Source organism: Peribacillus sp. NJ11 (assembly GCF_030348405.1).
In the GTDB taxonomy this organism is placed as follows: domain Bacteria; phylum Bacillota; class Bacilli; order Bacillales; family DSM-1321; genus Peribacillus.
The window spans coordinates 2899606-2925545 of the sequence record NZ_JAUCFO010000001.1 but is presented as its reverse complement, the minus strand read 5'-3'; the positions used below and the strand labels follow the sequence as shown (position 1 = coordinate 2925545).

Sequence of the window (25940 nt, the reverse complement as noted above, 5' to 3'; positions counted from 1 at the left end):
ATTACTGACCTCTTAATTCATTTACTTGCTACAAACAAGATTCTTTCGGTTTCCGTTACAAGCGGTTCTTCTTCAAGATCCGCCAGAATGTCAGAAACGGTAAAACCTGCTTGCTGCAACCACTGTTTATATTGTTCAACCGGATAGGTCCGTTGATAATGCAACTCATCAAAACGGTCATACAGACCACTTTCATCGTCCCTCACGAAAAAACTTAAATCATGTTCCACACTGTAAGGTTCTTCACCTGGGAAACAGTCCCATATATAGGATACTTCTTCACCATTGACAGCAAACGTATGATCACGAAAGATTTCTTCCATTTTATAAATGGAATGGATATCAAACAAGAATAATCCGCCATCCTTCAAATGCTCATGAACCCGGCTGAACGTTTTCACTATATCCGCCTCGTCGCGAAGGTAGTTCAGCGAATCACAAAAAATCGTGACACAGTCAAATTGACCAAGTCCCTCGAGTTCTGCCATATTCTGTTGGAAAAGTGGAATCGATAATCCAAGCTTCACCGCTTTTTCATTGGCAACGAGAAGCATTTCATCGGATAAATCCACGCCGGTGACTTCGAATCCGTGTTGCGCCAATCCAACAGTCATTTCCCCGGTTCCACACGCTAAATCCAGGACTTTCCTTCCACCAATTCCGTACTGTTCCAGCTTCGCCGTAAGGATCATCAGCCATTTTTCATAGGGAGCGTCCTTCATCAATTCATCGTATACATAGGCAAAGCGTTCGTAAGTCATGGAGTCAGTTCACTCTCTAGATCTTCAAAAGGTGCATCTCCCCATAAACGTTCGAGGTTATAATAGTTTCTTTCATCCTTATGGAAGATGTGGGCCACTACATCGCCAAGATCCACAAGCACCCATTTCGCTTCGTCAAAACCTTCAAGACGTTTTACATTGATTCCTGATTCATCAGCTTTGCTCTTCATTTCACGAGCTATTGCTTGTACTTGTTTTTCAGAATTACCGTGGCAGATCAAAAAGTAATCCGCTACAAGGGAAATACCTTGCATGTTCAATGCTACGATATCCTCCGCTCTTTTATCATCCGCCGCTTTTGCTGCAATTACAAGAAGTTCACGTTCAGTCATTACATCTTCTCCTTCAAATTCATGATCAAATCATTATATGTCTTAAATGTGTCAGGGTAAATTGCCTGATTTCTTTTCATTAAAAAAACAACTGTATTCCTTAAAGCCTGGATGACAGCATGATCCAAATTTCGCTTTGCTGTCTGCCTGACTTCGTCGACTCCGGGAAAGGAACGTCCCGGCTCAATATAGTCAGCAAGGTATACGACCTTATCCAAAAGGCTCATGCCAACCCTGCCAGACGTGTGATGGGCAATCGCATCCAATATTTCAGCGTCAGTGATACCGGCTTCCTTTTTTACAAGATAAGCCCCGACAGGAGCATGCCACAGCTCCATATTGTATTCAAGTAACTCCGGATCCATTTTTTCAGCGATTATAATTTGCTCCATTTCCTCTTTTGGACGAAATTTTGCATAATCATGGAAAATGGCTGCCAGTTCCGCTTTTTTGACGTCGGCACCATACAGTTCAGCAAGTTCAATCGCCGACTCGACCACACCCAAGGTATGAATGTACCTGCGCTCGGTGATTTGTTCTTTGACCAGCGCCAAAGCTTTCTCACGATTCATATAAACCATTCCCTTTAATATACTTCACCACTGGATCTGCTATTAAATATTTCACGGTTTTCCCCGTTCTTAACTTCCTTCGTATCATGGAAGAAGAAATGAACATCTGAGGGACTTTCACCATCGTGATTGGGTATACGGTCTTTTCATTATAGCCAGGGCGTTTCACCCCGACGAAATTGACCATGTTCACCAGCTCGTCAATACGGTGCCAATTCGGTAAATACTCAATCATATCTGCGCCAATTATGAAATAGAACTCATTGCTTGGCTCAAGTTCTTTCAGCAATTTTATCGTATCATACGTATAAGATGTGCCTTTTCTTTCTATTTCAATACCCTCAATATAAAAAGATGGGTTTCCGGCTATCGCGTTTTCCAACATAGCCAGCCTGTCCATATCGGTTACTTCCTCCGATTTTTCTTTATGTGGAGGAACGTGATTTGGCATGAATCTGATTTCATCTAGCTCAAGGGCATCCAGCACTTCATTCGCTATAATTAAATGCCCGATATGTGGAGGGTTGAATGTACCGCCAAGAATTCCAATTTTTTTCATAGATAGGTTCCTTAAGGTAATTTAAGTTGTTTGTTTTCTTTTGATTCTTTATACAGCACAATTGTGTTGCCGATAATCTGAACCAATTCCGCCCGTGCACCTTTTGATAAAGAACGTCCCACATCATTGCGGTCCTCTTCACAGTTTTGCAGGATGCTGACCTTGATTAATTCACGTACTTCAAGCGCCTCACCAATTTGCTTGATGAGATTATCATTGACCCCGCCTTTACCAACTTGAAAAATTGGATTGAGGTGATGGGCCTTTGATCGTAAAAATCTTTTCTGTTTTCCTGTTAACATGTGTTACCTCCTAGTTTGTTCAAGACAATATCTGTCATTCTTGCTGTATCCGGCATAATGCCCGTCCATATCTCGAAAGCGAGCGCAGCCTGGTTGATGAACATCCCCAAACCATTTTGCGTTTTCGCCCCTTTTTCCCCCGCTTCACGCAGCAGCTTGGTATGCAGAGGGTTATAGATGATATCACTGACAATTGCACCGGTTTTAAGCTGGTCGACCTTCAACGGTGAATGATCCAATTCCGGGCTCATTCCTGAAGAAGTCGTTTGGATGATTAAATCATATTGTGATAAGCTTTCTTCCGCTTCGATAATCGAGAGTGCCTTCGATACTTTATCATATGGGCAATCAGAAACAAGCTGGGCCGCTCTTTCCTTTGTCCGGTTTGCAATATCAACTTGCTTTACCCCTTCTTTTACAAGGGTAAAATAAATCGCACGCGCAGCACCGCCCGCTCCGATCACTAACGTTTTTTTAGCCTTAATGTCACCTGATATTTCATCGCATAAAGATTTAAAAAATCCTTTTCCGTCTGTATTATACCCTATAAACCGACCATTTTTGTTAACAACCGTATTTACAGCCCCGATTGCAAGGGCCAGTTCATCCACTTCATCAAGGAATGGAATGATTGAAGTCTTATGAGGGATCGTGATGTTAAACCCTTCTATACCAAGGGCTTTCATGCCTTTTACAGCATCGTTCAAACCTTCTTTCGTCACATGAAAATGATGATAAACCGCTTCTATATTTTCTTTTTCAAATGCATCATTATGAATGTCCGGTGACATCGAATGTGCAATTGGATCTCCCATTACCCCATATATCTTTTTCATAGCCTAGACGACCCCTATATTTAGATTAATGATTTACGAACGATCACATTTACGCCCTTTGGTACATGGGCAACGATTTTCGCTCCTGGCTCATTGACCGTAACCCAGCCAAGACCTGAAAACACAATATCCATTTTACCATCTTTCAAGGAAAATTCATGTGGAATCAGCTTCGGGAACTCCTCGATTTGTTCAGGCCGTGGGGGCGTCAATAATTCCCCGGCATGGTTTTTATACAATTCATCTGCATTTTCCAATTTCGTACGGTGGATATTCAATTCATTCGAAAGGTAGCAAGTCAGTGAACGCCTTCCGCCTGAGACATAGTCCAGCCGGGCCAACCCTCCAAAAAATAGCGTCTGCGCTTCATTCAGTTGGTACACTCTCGGCTTGATTTCCTTCTTCGGCATAATCACCTTGAAGTCCCGTTTGTCCACATAATGAGCCATTTGATGATGATTGATGATTCCTGGTGTATCGATCAATGCTTGTCCATCATCCAAAGGTATTTCGATCATATCCAATGTTGTCCCTGGGAAGTGGGATGTCGTGATGATATCCCCTTCACCACTCACTTCTTTTATAAGACGGTTGATGAAAGTCGATTTACCTACATTCGTACAGCCTACCACATAGACATCCTTACCTTTACGATACCGCTCAATCGCATCAGCCGCTTCAAGTATGTGCTTTCCCTTTTCCGCACTGACAAGCAGGACATCAACTGGGTTAAGCCCTAATTCCTTGGACGATTGCTTCATCCAATTAATCAACTTGTTCGGTTTTACTGATTTAGGCAATAAGTCGACCTTATTACCGATCAGAAGAACATCATTTCTTCCTACAAATCGATGCAGGCCAGGCAGCCAGCTTCCATTGAAATCAAAAATATCGACGATTTTGACGATTAAAGAATCGGTTTCGCCTACTTTATTCAAGATTTTCAAGAAGTCATCGTCTGTTAAGGATACATCCTGAACTTCGTTATAATGTTTCAATTTAAAGCAGCGCTGACAAACGATGCTCTCTTTTTCCAGAGCCGATGTAGGGGCAAAGCCCAACTCCTTCGGATCTTCAGTCTGGACTTTCACACCGCAGCCGATGCACACTAATTCTTGATGATTGTTCAATTGTGATCCTCCCATTCTATCATTCCTTTTCGTTTAAAAAACGCCATGATCTTTCTTTCAAAATAACGATTGATTTTCGTTCTGAATTCGTCGGTTTGTGCGACAGGGACCACTAAGATCGTATGGAACCCGCCTCTGTTTCCTCCCAATACATCCGTCAATAACTGATCACCGATTACAACCGTTTCTTCCAATTTCAATCCCATTGACTTACGTGCTTTATGAAAAGCCCTTGACATCGGTTTCCTTGCCTGGAAGATAAACGGAATGTGAAGCGGATCGGAAAAAGACCGAACCCGATTTTCATTATTATTGGATACAATCGTCACTAAAATCCCATGATCCCTCATATTGTCGAACCATTTGATCAAATCGGGGGTGGCAGTTGGCCTATCCCACTCAACGAGAGTATTATCCAAATCGGTAATGACTCCCTTAATCCCTCTTTTTTTCAATTCTTGAGGATCTATATTAAAAATGCTTTTAACATGTTCACTCGGCAAAAATAATTTAAGCATATTGACACCTCTGTATTTTCATTAAAATTTACCGTCTCCATCATATCGAATTTCCGGCTTACTTTCAAAAAAAATTAGGAAAGAAAGGCTGACGGTAAAAAAACATCATAATGTATGTGTTCTGATATGGAAAGGCATTTTTTATTAAGGAATGGAAAATTAGCAGGTAGACCAGAACCAAAGAACTAATTATTCCTAAAAGATTTCGACAAAAATTTCATTTGTTCAACCTGTGGATAACTTTACTAACATTTTCCATACTGATGTGCACCATTTCGTCCACCTTGTAAACAACTTAACCACAGGTTATCCACTTTTAACTGTGGATAACAGAACGATTGTTCTCCACGTTTATTTCTGATACAGTAGGGGTACATCAAGGAAGACTTATCAATATATGCAAGCGAAAACCAAATTATTCCTCGCAATACCTACTGGAGGTGAGCAGCCGTAAATGGCGTTCTGATGCAAAAACTATCTGATGACCTGTTGCTGGAATCCTATTTTAAAGCGCAGAATTTAAAGTTAAGTACCGATTTCATCCGCCTCATAGAAACGGAAATTCATCGAAGATCCTTAACACATAAAATCCGATCAATTTTTTAATATGAAATACATAGGCTGACATTAAATGTCAGCCTTCTTATTTTCATTTGGAGTTAGACGGCTTTCATGAATCCGATTGTTTCACCGACACGGACATCAGCCGGAATGGATAAGTTTCCTTCAAGTTCAAAACTGCCTTTTTCAAAAAGAAGTACCACTGTCGACCCAAAGCTGAAATATGAAAATTCCTGTCCTTTTTCCAATTCATCCGATTCATCGGTAATGACGATTGAATTTATAAACATGGCCCCGACTTTCACCATTGCCAGGCTTCCAGCTTCATTTTGAAGTTCAGTTATTGTACGGTAATTTTTTGACAATGGCTCTTTTCCATATTTCATCCCCCATTTATTAACGGGGTACGATTTTCTTCCAAGCGTCCATCGTTTGACTACGGAACCCTTGATTGGTGCATGGATCCTATGGTAATGACTTGGGCTTAAGTATAACACGAGATATTTGCCGCCTAGGTACTTTTCCAAATAAAGCTCATCCCCGAGCATCTCCTCCATTGAATATACCTTTCCCTTAACGATGATCTTTTTATCAGCGGATATCTCCCCTGAATCCTCGAGTATACCGTCCACGGGACAAGCCACTGCAGAAGGAACGGCAGTGATGGGCCTGGCGTCCGCCTTTAACCGCCTTGTAAATAGATCATGCAGGTTCGTATACCCTTTTAAATCCTTACCAAATTCTTGTTGATTAAGGTTGAAAGTTTTTACATATAGTAAAATTAAGGGCCTGCTCCAACGAGATTGGCTAAAATGCTTTAATAAACCTGATGAATACCGACCATTCGTCAGTTCAATAAGAATGCGATACAAAGACTGATACAAATAAAACCACTCCAAATTGTAAAATTATTCAAAAATGACTTGCATAAATTGTGTTAAATAAAATATTATTATATAATAAATACTTATGTTTACTATATTTTGTTTTATTTTGTTTCATTTGAAAGGAGTGAAAAGATGTTTTTATTACACGCCCTAGATCAAACCATTAAAAAAGTGAAAGCACAAACAGCAAATATACTTACTTTAATGAATTTATCCCTTGGTGGATTTGCGATAATTGCCGTGATGCACGGCCAATTGAATTTAAGCCTGCTTTTAATCTTCCTGGCTGCCCTTGCAGATCGCTTTGACGGTATGGTTGCACGGAAGTTCAACATTGAATCGGAATTGGGTAAGCAACTTGATTCCATGTGTGACATCATTTCTTTTGGCGTCGCACCAGCTCTATTATTATACCAAGGAATATTAATAGAATTCGGAGCACCTGGCACACTCTTCACGGTTTTCTATATCGGCTGCGGCGCATTTCGCCTCGCCCGCTTCAATATAAGTGAAAGCAATGGGTATTTTACAGGAGTTCCCATTACGGTTGCCGGCTGCATCGCTACCTTAAGTTATCTCGCCATTCCATATTTTCATCCGGTCTTTTTCTTATCCCTTATGATTATATTATCATTACTCATGGTCAGTCCATTTAAAATGAGGAAAGTTTAAATAGGAAAGCGGATGTCCTAAACCGGACATCCGCTTTTTTTCGTTCATATTCAGCCTAAAGCTTTTTATGCCTTTCGGACAAGGGGATCAGTCAATCGTATGAATTCTTCTACATCCTCCAAACAGGACTTAACCGCTTCTTCCCAAAAATCCCGGGTCGTCAAATCGACGCCTAAATGTTTCTCCGCCAAATCCTCGACCTTCATGGAACCGGTATCCTTTAATAGGGCGATATATTTTTCTTCGAATCCTGCCGGTTCTTTCAGGGCATTCGCGTATATGCCTAATGAGAATAAGTATCCGAAGGTGTACGGGAAATTATAAAATGGTACACCTGTAATATAGAAATGTAGCTTTGATGCCCAGAACGTTGGATTATAATCACTTAACGCATCACCATAAGCTTCTTTTTGTGCATCAACCATCAGTTCATTTAACCGTTCGGCACTGACATATCCTTGTTTCCTCTCATCATAAAATCTTGTCTCGAATAAGAAACGGGCATGGATATTCATCAATAATGATACGGAACGCTGAATTTTATCTTCTAAAAGAACCAGCTTTTCTTCTTCACTGGCCGCTTCCTTCACAGCTGCATCCGATACAACCATTTCAGCAAAAGTAGAGGCTGTTTCAGCCACATTCATTGCATATGATCGATTCAATGGATGGATATCCCTCATCGCATAAGAATGGAATGCATGCCCCAATTCATGGGCCAATGTCGATACATTGGAAGGGGTGCCCGAGTACGTCATGAAAATTCTTGACTGCTTATTTAATGGAAAGCCCGGGCAAAAACCTCCTGGCCTCTTACCTGGTCTGTCCTCCGCTTCAATCCAGCTATCTTCAAAAGCTTTTTGGGTGAAGTTTGCTAATTGAGTGCCAAATTTAGAGAACTGCTGCACGATGAAGTCCGCACCTTCTTGATAATCCATCACTTTGGACTCGGCTGTGACAGCCAGCGGTGCATCCAAATCCGCCCAACTTAATTTATCCAAGTCCAGTAACTCTGCCTTCCTTTGTAAAAACCTCACAAGCGGCTCCTTATGGTCGGCAATTACATTCCACATACTTTCGAGGGTTTCTTTTTTCATCCTCCCTATTTCAAGAGGCTCCTTCAAAATATCATCCCAGCCCCTTTTTTCATTCACGCTGAGACGAAATCCCGCCAAGTGGTTCAAAGTCCGGGCAAAAAGATCATTTTTTTCCTCCCAAGCCTTTTCCCATGCAGTAAATAATTCTTTTCGGGCCATTCCATCGGGATCAGAAAATTTATTCGCCGCTTGGCCTACAGAAAGATTTTCACCCTTATAAGGGATGGTCATTGAACCAACGATCGTATCATACATTTGGCCCCAACCTTCGAAACCGTCCATGGACAATTGGGTGATTAATGATTCTTCCTTTACGGAAAGCTTTTCCTTTGCCCTTTCCCGACGTTCGTTCAATACGAATTTCAATTCATTCAATGGTTCTTTTTCAAGGATTTTTTTAAAAAACGCATCATCAAGCTGCAACAACTTTTCATCCAGCTTGCTTAACACCATTTTTAGTGAAGCGACTATCTTCATTTGTTTGATCCGCAGCTGACCTGCCTTTTTATCCTGCTCATTTTGAGCTTGCAGGCACCCGATGAAAGCACCGGCCTGTGACGATTTCATATTAGTGTTTTTTAAAAGGTCAAATGCCCTGATTAAACTGATTTCATCATTTCCTTCTGGATTGATATTGCTTACAAGTCGGTCTAATTCTTTTACCTCTTCGTTAATTTCATCTAAAAAAAGCAGGAACTCCTTGGAAGAACTTCCTCCTTTAAAAAAGATATCCAAATCCCATGTCAAAGAATATCCCATACTGCATTGCCCCCTTTTTATCAATAATCCTATTATAGAGGTTTTTTCAAAATTTTTCTAATTAAAAAGAATTTTCAGTATTTTTGTCAGAACATTTTTCTATATCCCACAATAAAAGCATGATATGATAATTATATTCTTGGGAAAGGGGTGGTTGATTCATATGAAATTATTTATCCACCTGTCTGCTATCATCCTTCTCCTATGGACACTGCCCATACAGTTCCACCATCATGCACAGCAGCTAACCATTGAAGAACATACAGATGTTCATCAATGGGAAAAGGCCGACAAGAAGCTGCCTTTCGTTCCTTTCCTTAGTTCCTGGCAGTCCATTATCATTGTTTTCATTTTCGAATTTTCCATTTTAAGTTTTCTTTATTTTCACTCAAATCTCCGCCAACGATATCTCAGTCCAGTTTTTTATCAGGCGAATTACGTTGCCTTACGCTCTGACATTTTATAAAAAATAAAATGGAGGAGTGATTCATATGTGGTTCCGACTAATTATGATAGGGGTCTTTTCTTTAACCGCTTCACGTCTGTTTCTTTTTCAGGGAATCGAGATTTATCATGCATTTGCAGATTTGATCAGAAATAAATATTAAAAAAAGAGTGCGGGGAAAGATCCCCGCACTCTTTTTACTTTTCATATCCTTTAGCTTTTTTTTCCTTCTCTTTTTCCGCCCTGTAAAATTCGTGGAACATCTTCATCAAGGCACGTTTTTCGATCCTTGATACATAACTGCGGGAAATGCCAAGCTCTTTAGCTATTTCCCGCTGGGTTTTTTCCTTTTTTAAATCGAGTCCGAACCTGCCTACAATGACTTCCTTTTCCCGTTCATCCAAAATATCAATGTACTTTTTCACTTTTTCAATTTCCATATTAAGCTGAATCGTATCGATTACATCTTCCGATTCCGATTTCAGCACATCGATTAAACTGATTTCATTTCCTTCTTTATCCTGACCGATTGGATCATGCAGGGAAATATCCTTCTTCGTTTTCTTAGTAGCCCGTAAATGCATCAAGATTTCATTTTCAATGCATCGCGCCGCATATGTGGCCAGCTTCGTACCCTTTCCATCCGAATAACTCTCAATGGCCTTTATCAATCCAATTGTCCCAATCGAAATCAAATCCTCTGTATCTTCGCCCGTATTCTCGAATTTCTTGACAATATGGGCAACAAGCCTGAGATTATGCTCGATCAGGATGTTACGGGCATCACCATCCCCTTCACTCATAAGCTTCAGATATCTCTTTTCATCCTGAGATGACAAGGGCTGGGGAAAAGCGTTGTTTTTCACATAGGAAACAAATAAGTAAAATTCTTTGATAATGTAACCGACAACTGTAAGTATTCCGGGCATTGGTTTCATCCCCCGTTTCTTTGGTTTCCCTATTCATACCTATGCAGCAATGGGCTTGTTCGTGTCTGTCCAGCTAAAAGAAATCATGAAAGTATTAAATGTTCAAACCAGACTGGTTGAATTCCCAAACGGACACGGGCAAACGTTCATATAATGAAAGGGAATTTTTAAGGAAAGGGGGTTTTTAGGGATGGGATATAACTATGGACCATACGGGTGCAGCTATGGTTATCCGGCTCCTGCACCTTGTTATGCCGGATCCGGTTACGGGTTTGGTTATGGCCTGTTTATCGTCCTCTTGATTTTATTGCTCATTTTCGGGTTTTGGTGGTTCACCGGATGTGGGTTTGGTTATGGCGGATCTGGTCCGTGCTGCTGATGCAAGCAAAGAAAAAAACTCGGCCCGAGTGCCGAGTTTTCCTCTTTTACTATTCATTTCAAATTGCGTAGCGACTGATCGACAACAACGGAAACGGCTATCACAGTTCCGGCCGTTAGCCGGTATCCTTCTCCTGCCAATAGCAACGCTTCTCTCCTTTTGCGTATACCAGATTCAACATATTAACCTCCACCTTTCTTTAAATTATTATCGGGATACCAACCTCTTATGTCTTTAGAAAAAAGGACGATGTTTCATCGCTTTGTCCAGATGTTCTTCTCTAATCTTGTGGATTCTCTCCTGTTGCAAACATTCCTCAGCAGTCATTTTTTTCATTTTTATCGTGATTGTGAAAAAAAGCATATTCAGTGTCATAATATCACCTCCTTTAAGGGAGCGGCCCAACAAAAAGGCATAAAAAGGCCGCAGAAAGTTACGTCCTCCTGCGGGATTTTTTAGAAAATATAAAAAGGCCGCAGGATAAAACACTTCTCCCTGCGGCCGCTATGTGAATGATTAATAAAGCCAAAAAATTGCTTTAGAAATATTCCGCTTGGCACAGGTCGAATTGTATGTGATTGTCATTTGAAACGGACCGGCTAATCTGATCAGTAACGATTCCATCATATAGATACAACTTCATTTTCTTCGACCTCCCTTTGGAATATTTTTTATTACCTGGTAAGTATATCCATAAATTCGATATTTGTAAACGGCTTTTGCCTATTTTTTTGAAACTTCATTCTTTTTTCCCATTTTCAAGAGCAACTATTACCTCAAGGAGGCAATGAGTATGATATATCTGCCCATACAACGGGCAATAACGTAAGAAAAAACAAAAAAACCTGATTCTTGAAAGAATCAGGTTTGCTTCTATTGTTGTAAAGAATCCTGGTCATCCATTTCCGCCAGGGTCCTTTTATATTTATTGGATAATCGGAAAAATACTATGGATATGCCAAGGAACATTATTGTCGCTCCCATATAGACATATGTGTCAATCATCGTTTTGTCGCCCGAGGGAAGGATGGTTCCTAAATAGAAGAACGAGCCCACACATAACAATGTGATCGCAAATTGTTTAAAATCGACCATTTTCGAACGGAGCATTGCCGCCGTTTGTTTTTTGCGGTTTTTCATGCCATTCCACCTTCTTTCAAGCTAATAAGATATCGATATCTCATTCTACCATATTTATTCCAAATGACAGGGTGTAAATAATGGCAGGTAGCTATGAAGCGGTTCCTTTTCCGATTTATCCTTTTAGCGCTTGTTCCAAGTCTTCCAATAAGTCTTCAACGTCTTCCAGACCAACTGAAATACGAATCAACCCATCGGTTATTCCAAGCTCTGCACGGCGCTCTGCCGGAATCGAGGCATGTGTCATCAAGGCTGGAATCGAAATTAAGCTCTCCACTGCCCCTAGGCTTTCAGCCAGTGTGAAGAATTTCACTTTACTCAAAACGGATTCGGCTTTTTCGGCACTGCCGACATCGAACGAAACCATACCGCCGAAGCCACGCGATTGTTTTTTTGCAATATCATGGTTTGGATGGTTTTCAAGACCTGGGTAATAAATCTTGGAAACGTCTTTATGCCCGGATAGGAAGCTGACGATCCGAGATGTATTTTTTTCATGTTCTTCCATCCGGATTCCCAGCGTTTTAATGCCACGCATCAGCAACCATGAATCTTGGGGCCCTAGCACGCCTCCTGTAGAGTTTTGGATGAAATGAAGGTCATTGCCAAGTTTTTCATCATTCACCACTACAAGACCCGCTACAACATCGCTGTGTCCCCCCAGATACTTCGTAGCGCTATGAAGTACGATATCGGCTCCAAGTGTAAGTGGATTTTGCCAATATGGCGTACTGAAGGTATTGTCCACAATTGTAAGGATGCCGTTATCTTTAGCTATTTTTGATACCGCTTCTAGATCAGTAATCTTCAATAATGGATTCGTCGGGGTTTCAATGAACAGTGCCTTGGTATTGTCCTTGATCTCGTTTTCGATCGAATGTATGTCACTCGTATTGATGAACGTAGCTTCCACCCCAAAGCGGTTAAGCACTTTAGTGATGACCCGGAAAGACCCTCCATAAACGTCATCGGTCATCAATACATGATCACCTTGATTGAACAGCATCATAACCGCCGTCATCGCTGCCATTCCCGATCCGAAGGCGAATCCTCTTTCTCCTTCCTCCAGGTCCTTGATCAATTCCTCGAGTGCATGGCGGGTGGGGTTGCCTGTACGGGAATATTCATATCCCCGGTGATTCCCCGGACCATCCTGTTTATAAGTGCTCACTTGATATATCGGCACCGAAACCGCTCCTGTTTTTTCATCACCAAAAATGCCGCCATGGATCAATTGTGTTTTTTTCCTCATTTCATATACCTCCCTGATAAATTTTTTTGCTTAAGTATCGTTCACTGGAATCCGGAAATATGACGACGATATTCGTACCCTGGGAAGCCTTGGCCGCTTCCTTCATGGCCGCTGCAAATGCCGCTCCGGAAGAACTGCCGACAAGCAGGCCTTCTTTGATCGCCAATTCCTTCACCATATGGAAAGCGTCATGATCGCTTATCGTATGAATTTGATCAAAATACGTTTCATCCATATAGGCAGGTAAAAATTCCATCCCTATCCCCTCGGTTTTATGGGGTCCTGCTTTGCCACCGTTTAAAATCGATCCTTCTGGTTCGACAATGACCGTTTTGACGGCAGCATTCTTATCTTTTAAATATCGCGATGTTCCCATGAATGTCCCCCCCGTACCCGCACCGGCAACAAACACATCCACATCGCCATCCATCTGTTCCCATATTTCAGGTCCCAGCGTTTTATAATATGCATCAGGATTGGATGGGTTGGCAAACTGTTGGGGACAATAGGATCCCGGAATTTCAGCCAGCAACGCCTTAGCCTTGGCGATTGCTCCTTTCATTCCTTCCTCTGTCGGGGTCTGGATCACTTTTGCTCCAAGGGCACGCATCAATTCCTGTTTCTCGGCACTGAATTTCTCCGGAACACAAAATATCACGTCCACTCCACTGTTTATCGCCGCCAACGCCAAGCCAATCCCAGTATTTCCGGCAGTCGGTTCGATTATCGTCCCACCCTTTTTTACATTCCCAGTCCGCAAAGCTTCGGCTAACAGTTCTTGACCAAGCCGGTCCTTCACACTGCCTCCCGGATTAAAGTATTCCAGTTTGGCAAAGATACGGACTTCATCCGGAAGCGGGAAATGGGTGATTTCCATCATCGGCGTTTCCCCTATCAACTCATGAATATTTTGAAAGACTTTCATATTCGGACATCCTTTCATAGTTATCCTACCAATTTAATGAGGTTTATGCAATAAAGAATAACCAGCGGAAAGTCTTCCGCTGATCACTTAACATTTCATTTCATTTTTTCAACCATTTTTAAAATCAGTGCCGCTGAATGAAGAGCCGCAGTTTCCAGGAATTTATCAAAGGAAATATTGGACTCCTTACCTGCGATATCCGAAAGGGAACGAATGATGACAAACGGTGTTTTAAATTGGAAGGCCACTTGAGCAATGGCTGCCGCTTCCATTTCCACCGCGTATAAATCCGTAAATTTCCCTCTGACGAATTCAACCCGATCAGGATCGTTCATGAAAGAATCCCCTGTCACGATCAACCCTTTCGCCACTTGTATATCCTCGATTTCTTTAGCTGCTTCTTCTGCGATTGCGAAAAGCTTTTCATCCGGAATGAAAGCTGCCGGCAGCTGAGGGACTTGACCGTACTCATATCCAAAAATCGTCACGTCGACATCATGGTGGCGAACCTCCGTGGATATGACCACATCCCCGACATTAAGTGCTGGATGGTAACCGCCGGCAGAGCCAGTATTGATGACAGCATCCGGTTTGAATTTTTCTAAAAGGATCGCAGTGGACATTGCCGCATTCACTTTACCGATTCCCGATTTAAGCAAAATGACCTCAACACCATTCAGTGTGCCTGTATTGAACTCAGAACCGGCAATGGTCACCTGTTCCAAACCTTCCAATTTATCACGTAAAATCGTAACTTCTTCTTCCATTGCTCCGATTATGGCTACTTTCATTAGTAAAAACCTCTTCCTATAATTTTTCCGCCTCCATAATCCAGACAAATTGATTGCAGCGCTCGAAGTTCACTTTGTATCCATTTTCTTCAAGTACTTTTTCCAAAAAAGGAATCGTAGTATAATATTCCGTTTGCAAATCGTTCGCCAAATTATGAAAGCCTGCCTGCCTTGCATCTAGAATCGCTCGTTCATGCGCTTCCCTTGATTGATACATCGTATCCGCAAACACTATTTTACCACCAGTATTCAGTAACTTTCCATAGTTGGCTATCGCTTTTTCTTTTTCTTCATCGGTTAAATGATGAAACGCGTACGTACTCACGATCGAATCCACCTGTTCCGGCTTCGGAAAATCGATGAAATCGCCATCTACAATTTCCGTTTTTTCGCCCACTTTGCTTACCGCTATTTCCCTCATGGCGGGTGAAGGCTCGATTCCCGATACCTTTAGGCCTTTCTTCAAAAGCCTTTCCGTTAAATTCCCGGTACCTACGCCGAACTCCAGCACGTGACCCTGTGCCCGATACGTGACGCTGTCCAATATCCTATCATAATGTTTAAAAACTTCTTGATACTCAATATCGTGTCCACCAACAGTATCATCATACGATTTTGACCATTCTTCGAATAAATCTAAAAATTCTCTGCCCATTTTAATCACCTTTTTATGATGGAATAATAAAACCTATAAGCATAATATGAATTAAACACAAAAACAGTTCTTGTTTTTTAGGCAAATCCATCATTAGGTTCAAATACAAACAAAAAGGTATGTTAAACTAACAGTATCTAAATGTTGGAGGGGAACAATCATGGGTTTTCAACTCGACTTAAAATTATTCGAAGATAAAATAGAATTTTTCGAGGCAGAAAGCATTAAGAATCTTGAAGAAAAAATCCAATCACAAATTGAAATCAATAAAGCGATCATGCTTCAGGTTCAATCCGTGTCACACCAAATGTATGTTAGTGAGGAAGGCAGACGATTTTATAGCGCAGTCGTTCACTTTAAAGCCCAAAAGTAATCTCCATGAAAAAACCCCCGAAAAGATTCCTTTCGGGGGTTTTTAGTTTGAATAATTTAACTATTACTTTTTATCGTTTGACTTCAGCTCTTCGACTTTTACAGGTTTCCAACCTGATCCGTCCACCCATTCAATATGGACACGGAAGGTTTTAGGATTGTCCCCTTCAGAAACGGTTCCGATTGCCGTGTTAGGCGAACCGCCGTTTTGAAGCCACCATAGCATCATGCTTCCTTCATCGATTCCAGCGCCATTAGCAATGGCTTTACTCATTTCATTCCAATCGACCGAGCCCTTTTCGAAGCTTGTAGTGTGTTCCCCGGATTGCTCAGTTCCAACTGGTTTCCAGCCCTCACTCGTATATGTAGCCGCGACATTGCCATCTCCGCTGCCTTCCACTTCCACAAGTTCGGCATCCCCTGCTTTTTCTGGGTCTGAACCATCTTCAGCCTTCTCTTCTGTATCTTCCTCTGTCGCTTTACTATCTTCTTCATCTTCCTCTGTTGCTTTACTATCTTCTACCTCTTCCTCTGTTGCTTTACTATCCTCTTCTGCCTCTACCTTCTCTGAATCCGTTTCTTCCTCTTTCCCAGCAGGTTTGTCCACTACTTTTCCCTTTTCTTCGGCAATTTGCTTAGGTTCGGTCGTGGTTTTCTTTGATTCTGTGCCATCATCACTTAAGAAAATCGTGACTGCGACAATGACAATTAAAATGGAAACGATGGTGATTGCAATATTATATATTTTATTTACTTTTCTTTTTTGATCTCGCTGATTGAAACGTGAGCCCAAGGTCCATTCCTCCCTTACCATTTCTTACTGCCTCATTTTAACATGATTTAGCTAGAGATAGAAGGGAAGGGTTTCCTACACTTTTCGTCAATTCTCGCTATTGTCCTGGTTCTTGGAGTACAGGACTTTTACAATATCTGAAAAAAGCGGCGTCATACTGGAACTGTTTTCCTTTGTTTCAAAACTTACGGTAACAAGGGCATATTTTGGATCTTTATATGGAAAGTAGCCCGCAAACCATTTATTGAGCTCTCCTTTTTTAATATTCGTCTGAGCTGTTCCAGACTTGCCAGCGACCTCCACAGGTAAATCTCTCAAAGAAGCGCCAGTCCCTTTCTCCTCCGTTACGACTTTCCTCAGAAGATGCTGCATCTTCATCGTTGTATATGGAGACAGCGTTTCGCCGCCAATACTTTGATTAGGGAAATCGACTACGGTCGTACTATTGTTAAATTCGACCTTGGAAACGGCTTTGACCTGTTCCTTCTTGCCACCGCGGGCAATCGTGGCCATCATATTCGCTATCGCGAGCGGTGTCGTTTGGACATCCTGCTGGCCAATGGCTGTTTTGGCAATCATTTTGGGATCTTTTTTTAAGTCGTCATCATGCCAGACCTTCCCGGTTTGTTCATGATGCAACTGAGTAACTTCCGTGTGATATACGTCCCCTTGCCAGCCCGTTTCGCCAACCAACCCTAACATTTTTGCATATTTATCCAAAAATTCGGGATCCTTCTCAGCTATTTCCTGGGACAATTCGGCAAATGTCCTGTTACAGCTTTGGGCAAAACTATTTTCAAAATTAAGTATGCCCAGTTCCCTCTGCTTATCCGTTTTGCCGTCAATCGTTAAATTACAATTAAATGTCCTAGTGGGACTTGCCGCTTCATAATCGATGGCAGCTGCTGCCGTAACCGTTTTAAAGACGGAACCCGGCGTTTTTTGAGTCAACATCATATTGACGGCCCCTTCGCCATTCGGATCTTTTATATTAAGCGCCGGACGTGATACCATGGCGACGATTTCACTTTTTTCGATATCGATGAGGACGAGACCGCCTTTTTTTATCCCGCGGTCATCAACGAGCTTCTCCGCTTTTTCCTGAATTTCTTTATCTATCGTCGTCACGACCTTCACTGGGTAAAGAGGATTAGCAGGTTCTACGTATTTTACATCGACACCGAACATGGGGCCCCCACTGGCGTCCACGTGAAATACGAGCTTCGATTCCCCAGCGGAAAGCAAGAACTCATCAAAGGTCCTTTGCAGTCCCGTATTTCCTATTTTCGTTTCAGGAGATAAATTCATGTCCGGATAACGTTTTTTCTTTTCCGCATCCGATATATTCGTCGTGCCGATCAATTGGGCTGCAGGGGTTTGATCATGATATAATTTCTCGTTCACCGCAAAGACTCCGGGTATCTTCAATTGATTGATTGCCTTTGATTGGCTGGGCGTTAACTCTATCGGTTCATCTCCGCCAAATACGAATGGTTCATCCGCTTGTTCAATTGCCCGTTTCAGCTCCGCTTCCGATCTGCCTATGATCGAGGCAATTTCATCTATAGGCCATGTCATTTTGTTCAAAAATGGAAATAGGACGAGTGTTGGGATTTCTTCATGTGCAAGTGGTTCCCCATTTCTGTCATAAAACTTTCCACGCCCATCATCAATCTTTAATATCTGTGAACGCTGATTCACACTTGCTTCTATCAGGTTCACATCATGCTTCGAAAAAGATTCTGTCGATACAAGTTGGATGTAGGCAAGCCTGCCTATGAGCATCAGCATAAAAGTGGTCAAAAAAAGAGCCAGCAACCTCATTCGTTTCTTTTTCATAAAATACACCTCGTAACCATTGTTGACGAGGTGCGAATTTTTAAACAATTATGAACAAATTTAACGCGGCGTTTTTCCGATATGAAAAGAGGATGCCCGTATGGACATCCTCTTAAGCCGTTAATTAGCTGATGGATACAATCTTGACGCTCATTTCGCCGCCAGGTGTCATGATCGATACCTTGTCGCCGACCCTTTTCCCTATTAAGCTTTTCGCGATTGGAGAATCATTTGATATTTTCCCATCGAATGGGTCCGCTTCAACACTTCCTACGATGGAATATGTTTCTTCGTCACCATTTGGAAGTTCCACGAATGTTACCGTCTTTCCAAGTGAAACTGTATCTGTATTCGAATCATTGCCTTCAATGATTTTTGCATTACGGATCATGTTTTCGATTGTTGTAATACGTCCTTCAACGAATGCCTGCTCTTCTTTTGCGGAATCGTACTCTGAGTTCTCGGAAAGGTCCCCAAAACTGCGGGCGATTTTAATTCTCTCCACCACTTCTTTACGTTTAACCGTTTTTAATTGTTCCAGTTCCTGTTCAAGCTTTAACTTACCTTCTTTAGTCATTGGATATTCTTTTTCGATTGCCAAAACCCTTCACTCCTTCAAATTCTTTACAGCAAGCTTTCGCTGTGACAAGTTTATGTAGTATATAATGCTTAACTCTAAAACTCGAGTCAAAATATATATTTGCACGACTTAAAAAGTACGCGCATTTATACTAAGGAACAACTCGGTCCTTAGTATATAAACCGACTGCGGTGGCAGCCGGTTCGTTCTGTATCAAGAATAGAGTATTGCGTTTTCCAGCATTTGTCCAGTCTTTCCCAATAAATAAATGGGATTATTTAAAAAACGGAGGAAAATGGCACCTATCATTATTTATGCTATGTTATTACAAAAAAGACTTTTGTTCAAGGATTGTTTGAATTTTTGTCACCATAAGGTCAATCGCCACATGGTTCTGACCGCCTTCTGGAATGATGATGTCGGCATAACGCTTCGTCGGTTCTATGAACTGATTATGCATCGGGCGAACGACACTGATGTATTGCTCGATGACTGAATCTATGGAACGTCCACGTTCTTTAATATCACGGGTCATCCGACGGAGTATCCGCAAGTCTGCGTCTGTATCAACATATAGTTTCATATCCATCAGGTCTCGAAGGCGCTCATCTTCCAGTACAAGGATCCCTTCAAGGATGATGACATCCTGCGGCTCAACTGTGATGACTTCTTCCGAACGTGTATGGATCGAATAATCATAAACTGGTTTTTCTATCGTTTCATAGCGCAGCAATGCGTTAAGGTGATCGATCAACAAATCATTATCAAATGCCAGCGGATGATCATAATTCGTTTTCAACCGCTCTTCAAAAGGCAGATGACTTTGATCTTTATAGTAATAATCTTGTTCGATCATCAAGATCGAATGTCCTTGAAAGAATTCAAAAATGGAACGGGTAACACTTGTTTTACCTGATCCCGAACCTCCGGTAACTCCGATGACCACTGGTTTCTTCCTTGTCATGTCAATTCTCCTTCCGCATCATATTGTTCACATATACTTGATTATCTACTTGAATGCGGACAATTTGAAGCGGATGGCGGGCTGCCTCCAGCTCCTTACCTGACTCATCCCAGATCGTACCGATTTTTTGAGTGAAGTTTTCGATTTCCGGTCCAAAAAACTCCACTTCATCTCCAGGCTTGAAGAAGTTACGTTGCTGCATGGTGGCGATTTGAGTTTCCTCGTTGTAATCAAGCACCAAACCAGCGAAGTCGAAGCGAGTCTTTACGGTATGATTCCCGAACATTTGCTGTTTATACCCAGGAATTTCCCCTTCCATGAACGATGATGCCGTCTCACGGTTCGCACACTTATCAAGCTCCTCCAGCCATTCTTGTTTAATCCTGAAATTGTCCGGATCGGCACAATACGCATCAATCACCTTACGATAAACGCTGACAACTGTAGCAATATAATGAATGGACTTCATTCTTCCTTCGACTTTTAAGCTATCTATGCCAATTTCAATCATGCCTGGCAAGGATTCTATCAGTTTCAGGTCTTTTGGACTCATTGCGAATGGAGCATCTTCTTTATCGAATAAAGCCTTTTCCCCTTCTTGATCCAACTCATATAAATCGTAATCCCAACGGCAAGACTGACAGCAGCCGCCGCGATTCGAATCCCGCGCCGTCATATGGTTCGAAAGGGTGCAGCGTCCAGAATAGGCAATGCACATGGCCCCGTGAACGAAAGCCTCGATTTCGATATCGACCTTCTCCTTCATCTCACGGATTTCATCAGCACTCGTCTCACGTGCCAAAACAACCCGCTCCAAGCCTTCCTCTTTCCAATACTGAACAGCCTTCCAGTTCGATAGCGATTGCTGCGTGCTTAAATGGATTTCGACGTTCGGAGCGACCCGTTTACACGTTTCGATGATTAATGGATCGGCGACGATGATACCATGAACTCCAGCTTCCTGAAGGCCTTCCAGGTATTCATCCAGACCATCGATATTTTCATTATGTGCGAAGATATTGGTTGTTACGTATACTTTAGCGCCATATTTTTTAGCGAATTCGACGCCTTCCTGCATTTCCTCAAACGTGAAGTTGCCGGCATTGGAACGAAGGCCATATTCCTGACCGCCAATGAACACGGCATCCGCACCGTAATGGACGGCAATTTTTAATTTTTCCAGGTTGCCAGCCGGAGCCAGCAATTCCGGTTTTTTTACAATGACTCTCTTTCCATCAACGATCTTGGAAATTTTATCAGCAATAGCATTCAAGGCTATTCCTCCTCTTTCTCTTACCCTTTTCTTTAATAAACCGATTCCTTAAAGAAGAATCCTGTATCCAACTCACGGGTATCCGGCTGAACCGCTTTTACTTTTTCAAAAAGTTCCGTTTTCAGGTCATCATAACGTTCAGGGTCTTCTGCACAAACGTCAATCGCTTCCCGATACAACTTTGTCATTTCGTTGATATATTCCGGTGTTTGTAATATCCCTTCGATTTTCAGGGAATCAATTTCCGCTTCAATCAATTCCTGAAGTTCATCGATCATGCACATATCATTCGGACTCATGATATGTGTACCATTTTCATCTTCATAAATCGGGTATTTATTTTCTCGTTCCTTATCATGCAAGAACATATTTCTATGTTCCTTCCGATTTTCCACTTCCAATGCCTTGCCTTGGTATTCAAAGTAATTACCAAGGAGCGTCCGCTTCGATTGGAACATGCATGTCATGCCGTGCACTTGCACTTCAATCTCCACTTCGGCATTTTCCTTCATTTCCACTATCTCGTCCATACTTATCTCACGGGCAGCCACGGCACGGACAGCACCGCGTTTCCCCCAATAATTACATGTGTACCAGTTCGTTACCGTCATCTCTGTATTCCAGTGCAGGGGCATATCAGGTGCCACGGCACGGACAGCCATTAAGACCGCTGGATCACCGAATATGATCCGGTCGGCCCCAGCCTGCTTAAGGAATGTGACATACCCTTCAAGCTCGTCCACTTTTTCATTATGAAAAATGGCGTTCATGGATACATATACTTTCTTGCCTGCGGCATGTGCAAGCTCAATCGCCTTCTTGACGTCTTCACGTTTGAACTCCCCTGCCAGCCTAAGCGCATAACGTTGTTCGCCAATGACGAAGGCATCAGCTCCAGCATCGATAAGTTCTTTTATATGATCGACACTTGTCGGAGTCACGAGTAATTCAGGCTTTTTCATTTTTGTCACCTCTATGTTTACTTATGGCCACACCATCACCAATCGGCAAAATTACGGTATCGAAATGAGGATGGTCATGTAACCAGATGTTAAAGTCTCTGATTTTTTTGATGAGAGCTCGCTTTCGTCTCGTCATTTCCATTTCTTCAATGTTTTCGGCAACCAAGCCTTTAAATAAAACATTATCAGTAATGATAATGCCAGCATCAGCAAGGAATGGTTCAAACAGTTCAAAGAATCGCTTGTACTGCCCTTTAGCTGCATCAACGAAGATGATATCAAACGGACCATGTTCCATGACTTTCGGTCCTGCTTCAAGGGCATCCCCTTCAATGAGGGTAATCCTTTCCGAAAGCCCAGCCTTCTTGATGTTAGCTCTTGCCTGCTCAATACGGGCTTCATTCCGTTCAAGTGTGACGATTTTAGCCTCCGGAAGGGTCTCAGCCATCCTTATGGCCGAATATCCAATCGCTGAACCAACCTCCAATATCGACTTAGGCTGGTGGAGCCTTAAAATCTGAAGCAGCACCTCAATGCCTTCCGGCTCCATGATCGGCACATTATTTTCCATTGCAAAATCTTCCAACTCCTTAATCAAACCCGTACGCTCCGGAATTAAGGAATGAAGATATTGTTCTATTTTTCCGTTCAAAACGTTTCCTCCAATTATAAGAAAAACGAAAGCGCTTGGTCAGTGCATGAAGAAATTGATCGGTCAAAAACTATTGCCTACAATTTTTCACAAGGAGCTGAAACAAGTATGCTTGACGATCTACATTTCCTTATCTTTCAAAATAAAACCCGGCATTCGCCGAGTTACGTCACCGATAAAAATCGGATCTAAAATTCACTTGTACTATTCTATCATAAAAACAAGGGGAAAGTAATATCTCTCCCCCCTCAGTCGCATTGCATTTTTTATTTATTTATTGGAAATATGCTCTGCCTTTTTGTTATTGTGGTCATCCAAGGTTTTGGAGTACAGGACTTCCCCTTCAGGTGTTGCCAAAAAGTATAGGAAATCTGTTTTCTCAGGTTTCAATACCGCATCGATCGATGTCGTTCCGGCATTGGCAATCGGTCCTGGCGGCAGCCCCTTGTTCTTATACGTATTATAAGGGGATTTCACTTCAAGGTCTTTGTAATATACCCTGCTCTTATGTGAACCTTTTGCATACAAAACAGTCGGATCCGTTTGAAGCGGCATATCTTCCTCGATACGATTGTAAAAGACGGAAGCTATCTTTCCGCGATCGACTTGTGCCGTCGCTTCCTCTTCGACAAGCGAAGCGAAGGTCAGCATCTCGTGTACGGAATAATCGTTTTTGTCCATCTGGGTTTCGTATGCCTGTAATGTCTCTTCCGTTTTCTTCAGCATCTCGATGACTATGGATTCCATGGTCGGCTTTTCCTCATAAAAGTCATAAGTAGCTGGGAAAAGGTATCCTTCAAGCGGATATAATACCTTTTCATTTTCAATTTCCGACGTCAAGAGCTCCGGAAATCTCTCTTGCATGGACTTGACGAATTTCTTATCATTCAATACCTTAAAGACCTTTTTCGGATCTTCACCGGTCTTCACTGCGATGATATCGGCAATTTGGATAAGCTGCTTTCCTTCAGGAATCGTTATCTTCAATGCAGCTTCTTTCATGAGTTTCCCGGTTTTGATGCTTGTGACAATATCTTCAATTGGCATCGAAGGCGATAATTTATACTCACCTGCCTGAAAACCGGATTCATTACGGAACTTAATGTAATATTTGAATACACGTGCGTCCTTGATTATTCCCTGTTCTTCTAGCAGTGTTGAAATTCCATTCACGGAAGAACCGATTGGGATTTTCACTTTCTTGATGGTATCATCATCAGGATCGACTGGTTTCATGGCTGAGTTGATATATAAAAAGCCCACAAGACCAACTATCCCAATTAATACAATAAGCGAAGCTATCGTAATCATGATGATTTTACGGACCAGCCTGGCTTCTCCTTGCTGTTCTAACAATTTCATACGGATATGTTCCTTTTTAGATAAATTTTTATCTTTTTCATCCATTTTCATTCCCCCTGCAAACTCACACCAACTACAGAATGGTTTCTCGATGATGCTTTCTCTAATTAAACTTTGCTTCGAACATTATACTAAAATCAACAAATAATTACATGGTTTTTGCAAAACTACATTCATTACTACTCTATTTATGGCAAAAAAGCACTAGTTTTGTCAATATTCAGGTATTATTTAATAGAAAAAGCCCTTAAATTTGTTTCCCTGCATGTGTTAGGCATTTCAGTCAATGACAGGAATATCATGTAGTGATGCCGATATTAATTTTCAGATGAGGGAAGGTGTGAAGGAGTTGGATAATTCTTATTTTGTAGGTTGGGGGACATTGGCACTCATTAACGCAGGACTTGCTCAAGGTAAAAATAGAACGGCGCTGAATTGGTTCTTGCTCTCATTATTTTTGGGTCCGCTCGCTACTTTTATTCTTTTATTCGCAGCTAAAAGATAAGGGTTTACTGGTACATAAATGAAAAAACCGACCTCGATCGAGGTCGGTTTTTTCTGATATTATTCTTCTTCAGCTTCTTCTTGGTCAAGGAATGTATTTAACATTTCTTCGACTAGATCCCATTCTTCTTCTGTTTCGATCGGTGTAAGTTCACCATCTTTATTATCTTCGCTTGGTATGAATGATGAAGCGTGGATTTCAATTTCTTCCTCTTCATCTTCTGCAGACATCGGATAGTAAAGTACATAAGATTTGTTGAATTTATCTGAGTCGAATGTGAAAAGGATTTCGCAAAGCTGCTCGTTTCCGTTTTCATCTACTACTGTAATGTTGTTTTCGCCGTGTTCCATTTGTATTCACCTCATATTGAATTTGTTTGTCTGTCCAAGAATCCCTGCAGAATCATGACAGCAGCCATTTTATCAATGACTTTCTTGCGTTTGCTTCGGCTCACGTCCGCCTCAAGAAGGACACGTTCAGCCGCCATAGTTGTCAACCGTTCATCCCAGAGAAACACCGGCAGCTTGAATTTTTTTTCTAATCGTTTAGCGAAATCTTGACTGATCTCGCCTCGCGGTCCAACAGTTCCATTCATATTTTTAGGTAACCCCAGGACAATTTTAGAAACTTCATGCTCTTTTATAATTTCATTGAGACGTTTAAAGCCGAAGTCATTTCCAGCTTCGTTAATTTTGATCGTTTCCAATCCTTGTGCAGTCCAACCCATCGCGTCACTCACGGCAACGCCGATGGTTTTTGAACCTAAATCAAGTCCCATTGTGCGCATTAGTATTCCTCTCGATGGTTCTTAAGATACGACTTAACCAATTCTTCGATGATTTCATCGCGTTCAAGCTTACGAATAATGTTCCGAGCGTCCATATGGCGCGGGATGTAGGCCGGGTCACCAGATAATAGATAACCGACAATTTGGTTGATCGGGTTATAACCTTTTTCCTGAAGAGCAACATAAACTTGAGACAATACTTCTTGTACATCTCTTTCGAATGGTTCTTCGGGAAAATTAAATTTCATCGTTTTATCAAAGGAACTCATTAACATGCACCTCTCCTCAGCGTCCAGAATCCACTATTACCTACATTGTACAACACTTT

34 protein-coding genes are annotated in these 25940 nt (G+C 41.8%); 6 read left to right on the top strand and 28 right to left on the bottom strand.

Annotation, left to right across the window (positions count from 1 at the left end; all coding sequences use genetic code 11):
* Positions 1–17: 17 nt before the first annotated feature.
* From QUF86_RS14425 to QUF86_RS14390, 8 genes are read right to left on the bottom strand one after another with little or no spacing between them, the layout of a single operon-like run.
* Positions 18–761: a class I SAM-dependent DNA methyltransferase gene (locus QUF86_RS14425; RefSeq protein WP_289315609.1), complete on the bottom strand. Its 744-nt coding sequence runs from the start codon at positions 759–761 to the stop codon at positions 18–20.
* Entirely contained in the window at positions 758–1114 is a 357-nt protein-coding gene (rsfS, locus tag QUF86_RS14420; protein WP_057218744.1) for a ribosome silencing factor, read from the bottom strand. Before rsfS ends, QUF86_RS14425 begins: the two co-directional genes overlap by 4 nt.
* Positions 1114–1686 carry a bis(5'-nucleosyl)-tetraphosphatase (symmetrical) YqeK gene (yqeK, locus tag QUF86_RS14415; RefSeq protein WP_289315608.1) on the bottom strand — a complete coding sequence of 191 codons (573 nt, stop codon included), beginning with the start codon at positions 1684–1686 and terminating at the stop codon, positions 1114–1116. Before yqeK ends, rsfS begins: the two co-directional genes overlap by 1 nt.
* On the bottom strand, positions 1676–2245 hold the full coding sequence (locus QUF86_RS14410; RefSeq protein ID WP_289315607.1) for a nicotinate-nucleotide adenylyltransferase: 570 nt from the start codon (positions 2243–2245) through the stop codon (positions 1676–1678). Before QUF86_RS14410 ends, yqeK begins: the two co-directional genes overlap by 11 nt.
* A gap of 11 nt (positions 2246–2256) precedes the next feature.
* Positions 2257–2547 carry a ribosome assembly RNA-binding protein YhbY gene (yhbY, locus tag QUF86_RS14405; protein WP_207437102.1) on the bottom strand — a complete coding sequence of 97 codons (291 nt, stop codon included), beginning with the start codon at positions 2545–2547 and terminating at the stop codon, positions 2257–2259.
* Complete coding sequence (aroE, locus tag QUF86_RS14400; RefSeq protein WP_289315606.1) at positions 2541–3383, bottom strand: shikimate dehydrogenase; 843 nt, start codon at positions 3381–3383, stop codon at positions 2541–2543. Before aroE ends, yhbY begins: the two co-directional genes overlap by 7 nt.
* Positions 3384–3403: 20 nt before the next feature.
* Positions 3404–4513, bottom strand: coding sequence for a ribosome biogenesis GTPase YqeH (gene yqeH, locus QUF86_RS14395; protein ID WP_421156041.1), 1110 nt, complete (start codon positions 4511–4513; stop codon positions 3404–3406).
* Positions 4510–5031, bottom strand: coding sequence for a YqeG family HAD IIIA-type phosphatase (locus QUF86_RS14390; protein ID WP_289334710.1), 522 nt, complete (start codon positions 5029–5031; stop codon positions 4510–4512). The genes yqeH and QUF86_RS14390 overlap by 4 nt, the downstream gene beginning before the upstream one ends.
* A 465-nt stretch (positions 5032–5496) precedes the next feature.
* On the opposite strand from QUF86_RS14390, the gene QUF86_RS14385 reads away from it, so the two are divergent.
* A complete protein-coding gene (locus QUF86_RS14385; RefSeq protein WP_034311351.1) occupies positions 5497–5637 on the top strand; it encodes a sporulation histidine kinase inhibitor Sda in 141 nt (46 codons plus the stop codon).
* 53 nt (positions 5638–5690) lie between these two features.
* On the opposite strand, the gene QUF86_RS14380 is transcribed toward QUF86_RS14385, so the two are convergent.
* A complete protein-coding gene (locus QUF86_RS14380) occupies positions 5691–6476 on the bottom strand; it encodes a phosphatidylserine decarboxylase (protein ID WP_289315603.1) in 786 nt (261 codons plus the stop codon).
* Between the two features lie 135 nt (positions 6477–6611).
* Between QUF86_RS14380 and pssA the strand changes: the two genes are divergently transcribed.
* The gene (pssA, locus tag QUF86_RS14375) at positions 6612–7151 is read left to right on the top strand and encodes a CDP-diacylglycerol--serine O-phosphatidyltransferase (RefSeq protein WP_289315602.1); all 540 of its coding nucleotides are present in this window, start codon (positions 6612–6614) and stop codon (positions 7149–7151) included.
* A 65-nt stretch (positions 7152–7216) separates the two neighbouring features.
* Here pssA and QUF86_RS14370 read toward each other — a convergent pair whose 3' ends face one another.
* A complete protein-coding gene (locus QUF86_RS14370; RefSeq protein WP_289334709.1) occupies positions 7217–9007 on the bottom strand; it encodes a M3 family oligoendopeptidase in 1791 nt (596 codons plus the stop codon).
* A gap of 163 nt (positions 9008–9170) precedes the next feature.
* Between QUF86_RS14370 and QUF86_RS14365 the strand changes: the two genes are divergently transcribed.
* On the top strand, positions 9171–9473 hold the full coding sequence (locus QUF86_RS14365; RefSeq protein WP_289315600.1) for a hypothetical protein: 303 nt from the start codon (positions 9171–9173) through the stop codon (positions 9471–9473).
* 176 nt (positions 9474–9649) lie between these two features.
* On the opposite strand, the gene sigK is transcribed toward QUF86_RS14365, so the two are convergent.
* On the bottom strand, positions 9650–10381 hold the full coding sequence (gene sigK / locus QUF86_RS14360; protein WP_289315599.1) for an RNA polymerase sporulation sigma factor SigK: 732 nt from the start codon (positions 10379–10381) through the stop codon (positions 9650–9652).
* Between the two features lie 190 nt (positions 10382–10571).
* On the opposite strand from sigK, the gene QUF86_RS14355 reads away from it, so the two are divergent.
* On the top strand, positions 10572–10760 hold the full coding sequence (locus QUF86_RS14355; RefSeq protein ID WP_289315598.1) for a hypothetical protein: 189 nt from the start codon (positions 10572–10574) through the stop codon (positions 10758–10760).
* Positions 10761–10994: 234 nt separating this feature from the next.
* Here the strand turns inward: QUF86_RS14355 and QUF86_RS14350 are convergent, their stop codons facing one another.
* From QUF86_RS14350 to QUF86_RS14325, 6 genes are all read right to left on the bottom strand, one after another.
* A complete protein-coding gene (locus QUF86_RS14350; RefSeq protein ID WP_072273247.1) occupies positions 10995–11135 on the bottom strand; it encodes a YrzI family small protein in 141 nt (46 codons plus the stop codon).
* Positions 11136–11633: 498 nt separating this feature from the next.
* Positions 11634–11900, bottom strand: coding sequence for a YrhC family protein (locus QUF86_RS14345; protein ID WP_289315597.1), 267 nt, complete (start codon positions 11898–11900; stop codon positions 11634–11636).
* Positions 11901–12015: 115 nt separating this feature from the next.
* Entirely contained in the window at positions 12016–13152 is a 1137-nt protein-coding gene (locus QUF86_RS14340; protein ID WP_289334708.1) for a bifunctional cystathionine gamma-lyase/homocysteine desulfhydrase, read from the bottom strand.
* 1 nt (position 13153) lies between these two features.
* Entirely contained in the window at positions 13154–14077 is a 924-nt protein-coding gene (locus QUF86_RS14335) for a PLP-dependent cysteine synthase family protein (protein WP_289334706.1), read from the bottom strand.
* A 95-nt stretch (positions 14078–14172) separates the two neighbouring features.
* The gene (gene mtnN, locus QUF86_RS14330; protein ID WP_289334705.1) at positions 14173–14868 is read right to left on the bottom strand and encodes a 5'-methylthioadenosine/S-adenosylhomocysteine nucleosidase; all 696 of its coding nucleotides are present in this window, start codon (positions 14866–14868) and stop codon (positions 14173–14175) included.
* 16 nt (positions 14869–14884) lie between these two features.
* Positions 14885–15523, bottom strand: a complete 639-nt coding sequence (locus QUF86_RS14325) for a class I SAM-dependent DNA methyltransferase (protein ID WP_289334704.1) — start codon at positions 15521–15523, stop codon at positions 14885–14887.
* A 160-nt stretch (positions 15524–15683) separates the two neighbouring features.
* Here QUF86_RS14325 and QUF86_RS14320 point away from each other — a divergent pair, with 160 nt between their 5' ends.
* On the top strand, positions 15684–15896 hold the full coding sequence (locus tag QUF86_RS14320) for a DUF2536 family protein (RefSeq protein WP_289315592.1): 213 nt from the start codon (positions 15684–15686) through the stop codon (positions 15894–15896).
* 63 nt (positions 15897–15959) lie between these two features.
* Here the strand turns inward: QUF86_RS14320 and QUF86_RS14315 are convergent, their stop codons facing one another.
* From QUF86_RS14315 to mltG, 8 genes are all read right to left on the bottom strand, one after another.
* Complete coding sequence (locus tag QUF86_RS14315; protein WP_289334703.1) at positions 15960–16688, bottom strand: YrrS family protein; 729 nt, start codon at positions 16686–16688, stop codon at positions 15960–15962.
* A gap of 87 nt (positions 16689–16775) precedes the next feature.
* Complete coding sequence (locus tag QUF86_RS14310; protein ID WP_289325823.1) at positions 16776–18527, bottom strand: peptidoglycan D,D-transpeptidase FtsI family protein; 1752 nt, start codon at positions 18525–18527, stop codon at positions 16776–16778.
* Between the two features lie 124 nt (positions 18528–18651).
* Complete coding sequence (gene greA, locus QUF86_RS14305; protein ID WP_289315589.1) at positions 18652–19128, bottom strand: transcription elongation factor GreA; 477 nt, start codon at positions 19126–19128, stop codon at positions 18652–18654.
* A 304-nt stretch (positions 19129–19432) separates the two neighbouring features.
* A complete protein-coding gene (udk, locus tag QUF86_RS14300) occupies positions 19433–20071 on the bottom strand; it encodes a uridine kinase (RefSeq protein WP_144479404.1) in 639 nt (212 codons plus the stop codon).
* 1 nt (position 20072) lies between these two features.
* Complete coding sequence (locus tag QUF86_RS14295) at positions 20073–21344, bottom strand: peptidase U32 family protein (RefSeq protein WP_289315588.1); 1272 nt, start codon at positions 21342–21344, stop codon at positions 20073–20075.
* Positions 21345–21376: 32 nt separating this feature from the next.
* Positions 21377–22306: a peptidase U32 family protein gene (locus QUF86_RS14290; protein ID WP_289315587.1), complete on the bottom strand. Its 930-nt coding sequence runs from the start codon at positions 22304–22306 to the stop codon at positions 21377–21379.
* On the bottom strand, positions 22293–22958 hold the full coding sequence (locus tag QUF86_RS14285) for an O-methyltransferase (RefSeq protein WP_289315586.1): 666 nt from the start codon (positions 22956–22958) through the stop codon (positions 22293–22295). The genes QUF86_RS14290 and QUF86_RS14285 overlap by 14 nt, the downstream gene beginning before the upstream one ends.
* 270 nt (positions 22959–23228) lie before the next feature.
* The gene (gene mltG, locus QUF86_RS14280; protein ID WP_289334702.1) at positions 23229–24365 is read right to left on the bottom strand and encodes an endolytic transglycosylase MltG; all 1137 of its coding nucleotides are present in this window, start codon (positions 24363–24365) and stop codon (positions 23229–23231) included.
* Positions 24366–24660: 295 nt separating this feature from the next.
* On the opposite strand from mltG, the gene QUF86_RS14275 reads away from it, so the two are divergent.
* Entirely contained in the window at positions 24661–24825 is a 165-nt protein-coding gene (locus QUF86_RS14275) for a hypothetical protein (protein ID WP_289336305.1), read from the top strand.
* Between the two features lie 59 nt (positions 24826–24884).
* Here the strand turns inward: QUF86_RS14275 and QUF86_RS14270 are convergent, their stop codons facing one another.
* The 3 genes from QUF86_RS14270 to QUF86_RS14260 are packed head-to-tail and all read right to left on the bottom strand — an operon-like array spanning position 24885 to position 25881.
* Complete coding sequence (locus QUF86_RS14270; RefSeq protein WP_289315584.1) at positions 24885–25175, bottom strand: DUF1292 domain-containing protein; 291 nt, start codon at positions 25173–25175, stop codon at positions 24885–24887.
* A gap of 11 nt (positions 25176–25186) precedes the next feature.
* Positions 25187–25612 carry a Holliday junction resolvase RuvX gene (ruvX, locus tag QUF86_RS14265; protein WP_064463555.1) on the bottom strand — a complete coding sequence of 142 codons (426 nt, stop codon included), beginning with the start codon at positions 25610–25612 and terminating at the stop codon, positions 25187–25189.
* On the bottom strand, positions 25612–25881 hold the full coding sequence (locus QUF86_RS14260; protein ID WP_034311358.1) for an IreB family regulatory phosphoprotein: 270 nt from the start codon (positions 25879–25881) through the stop codon (positions 25612–25614). Before QUF86_RS14260 ends, ruvX begins: the two co-directional genes overlap by 1 nt.
* Positions 25882–25940 lie beyond the last annotated feature (59 nt).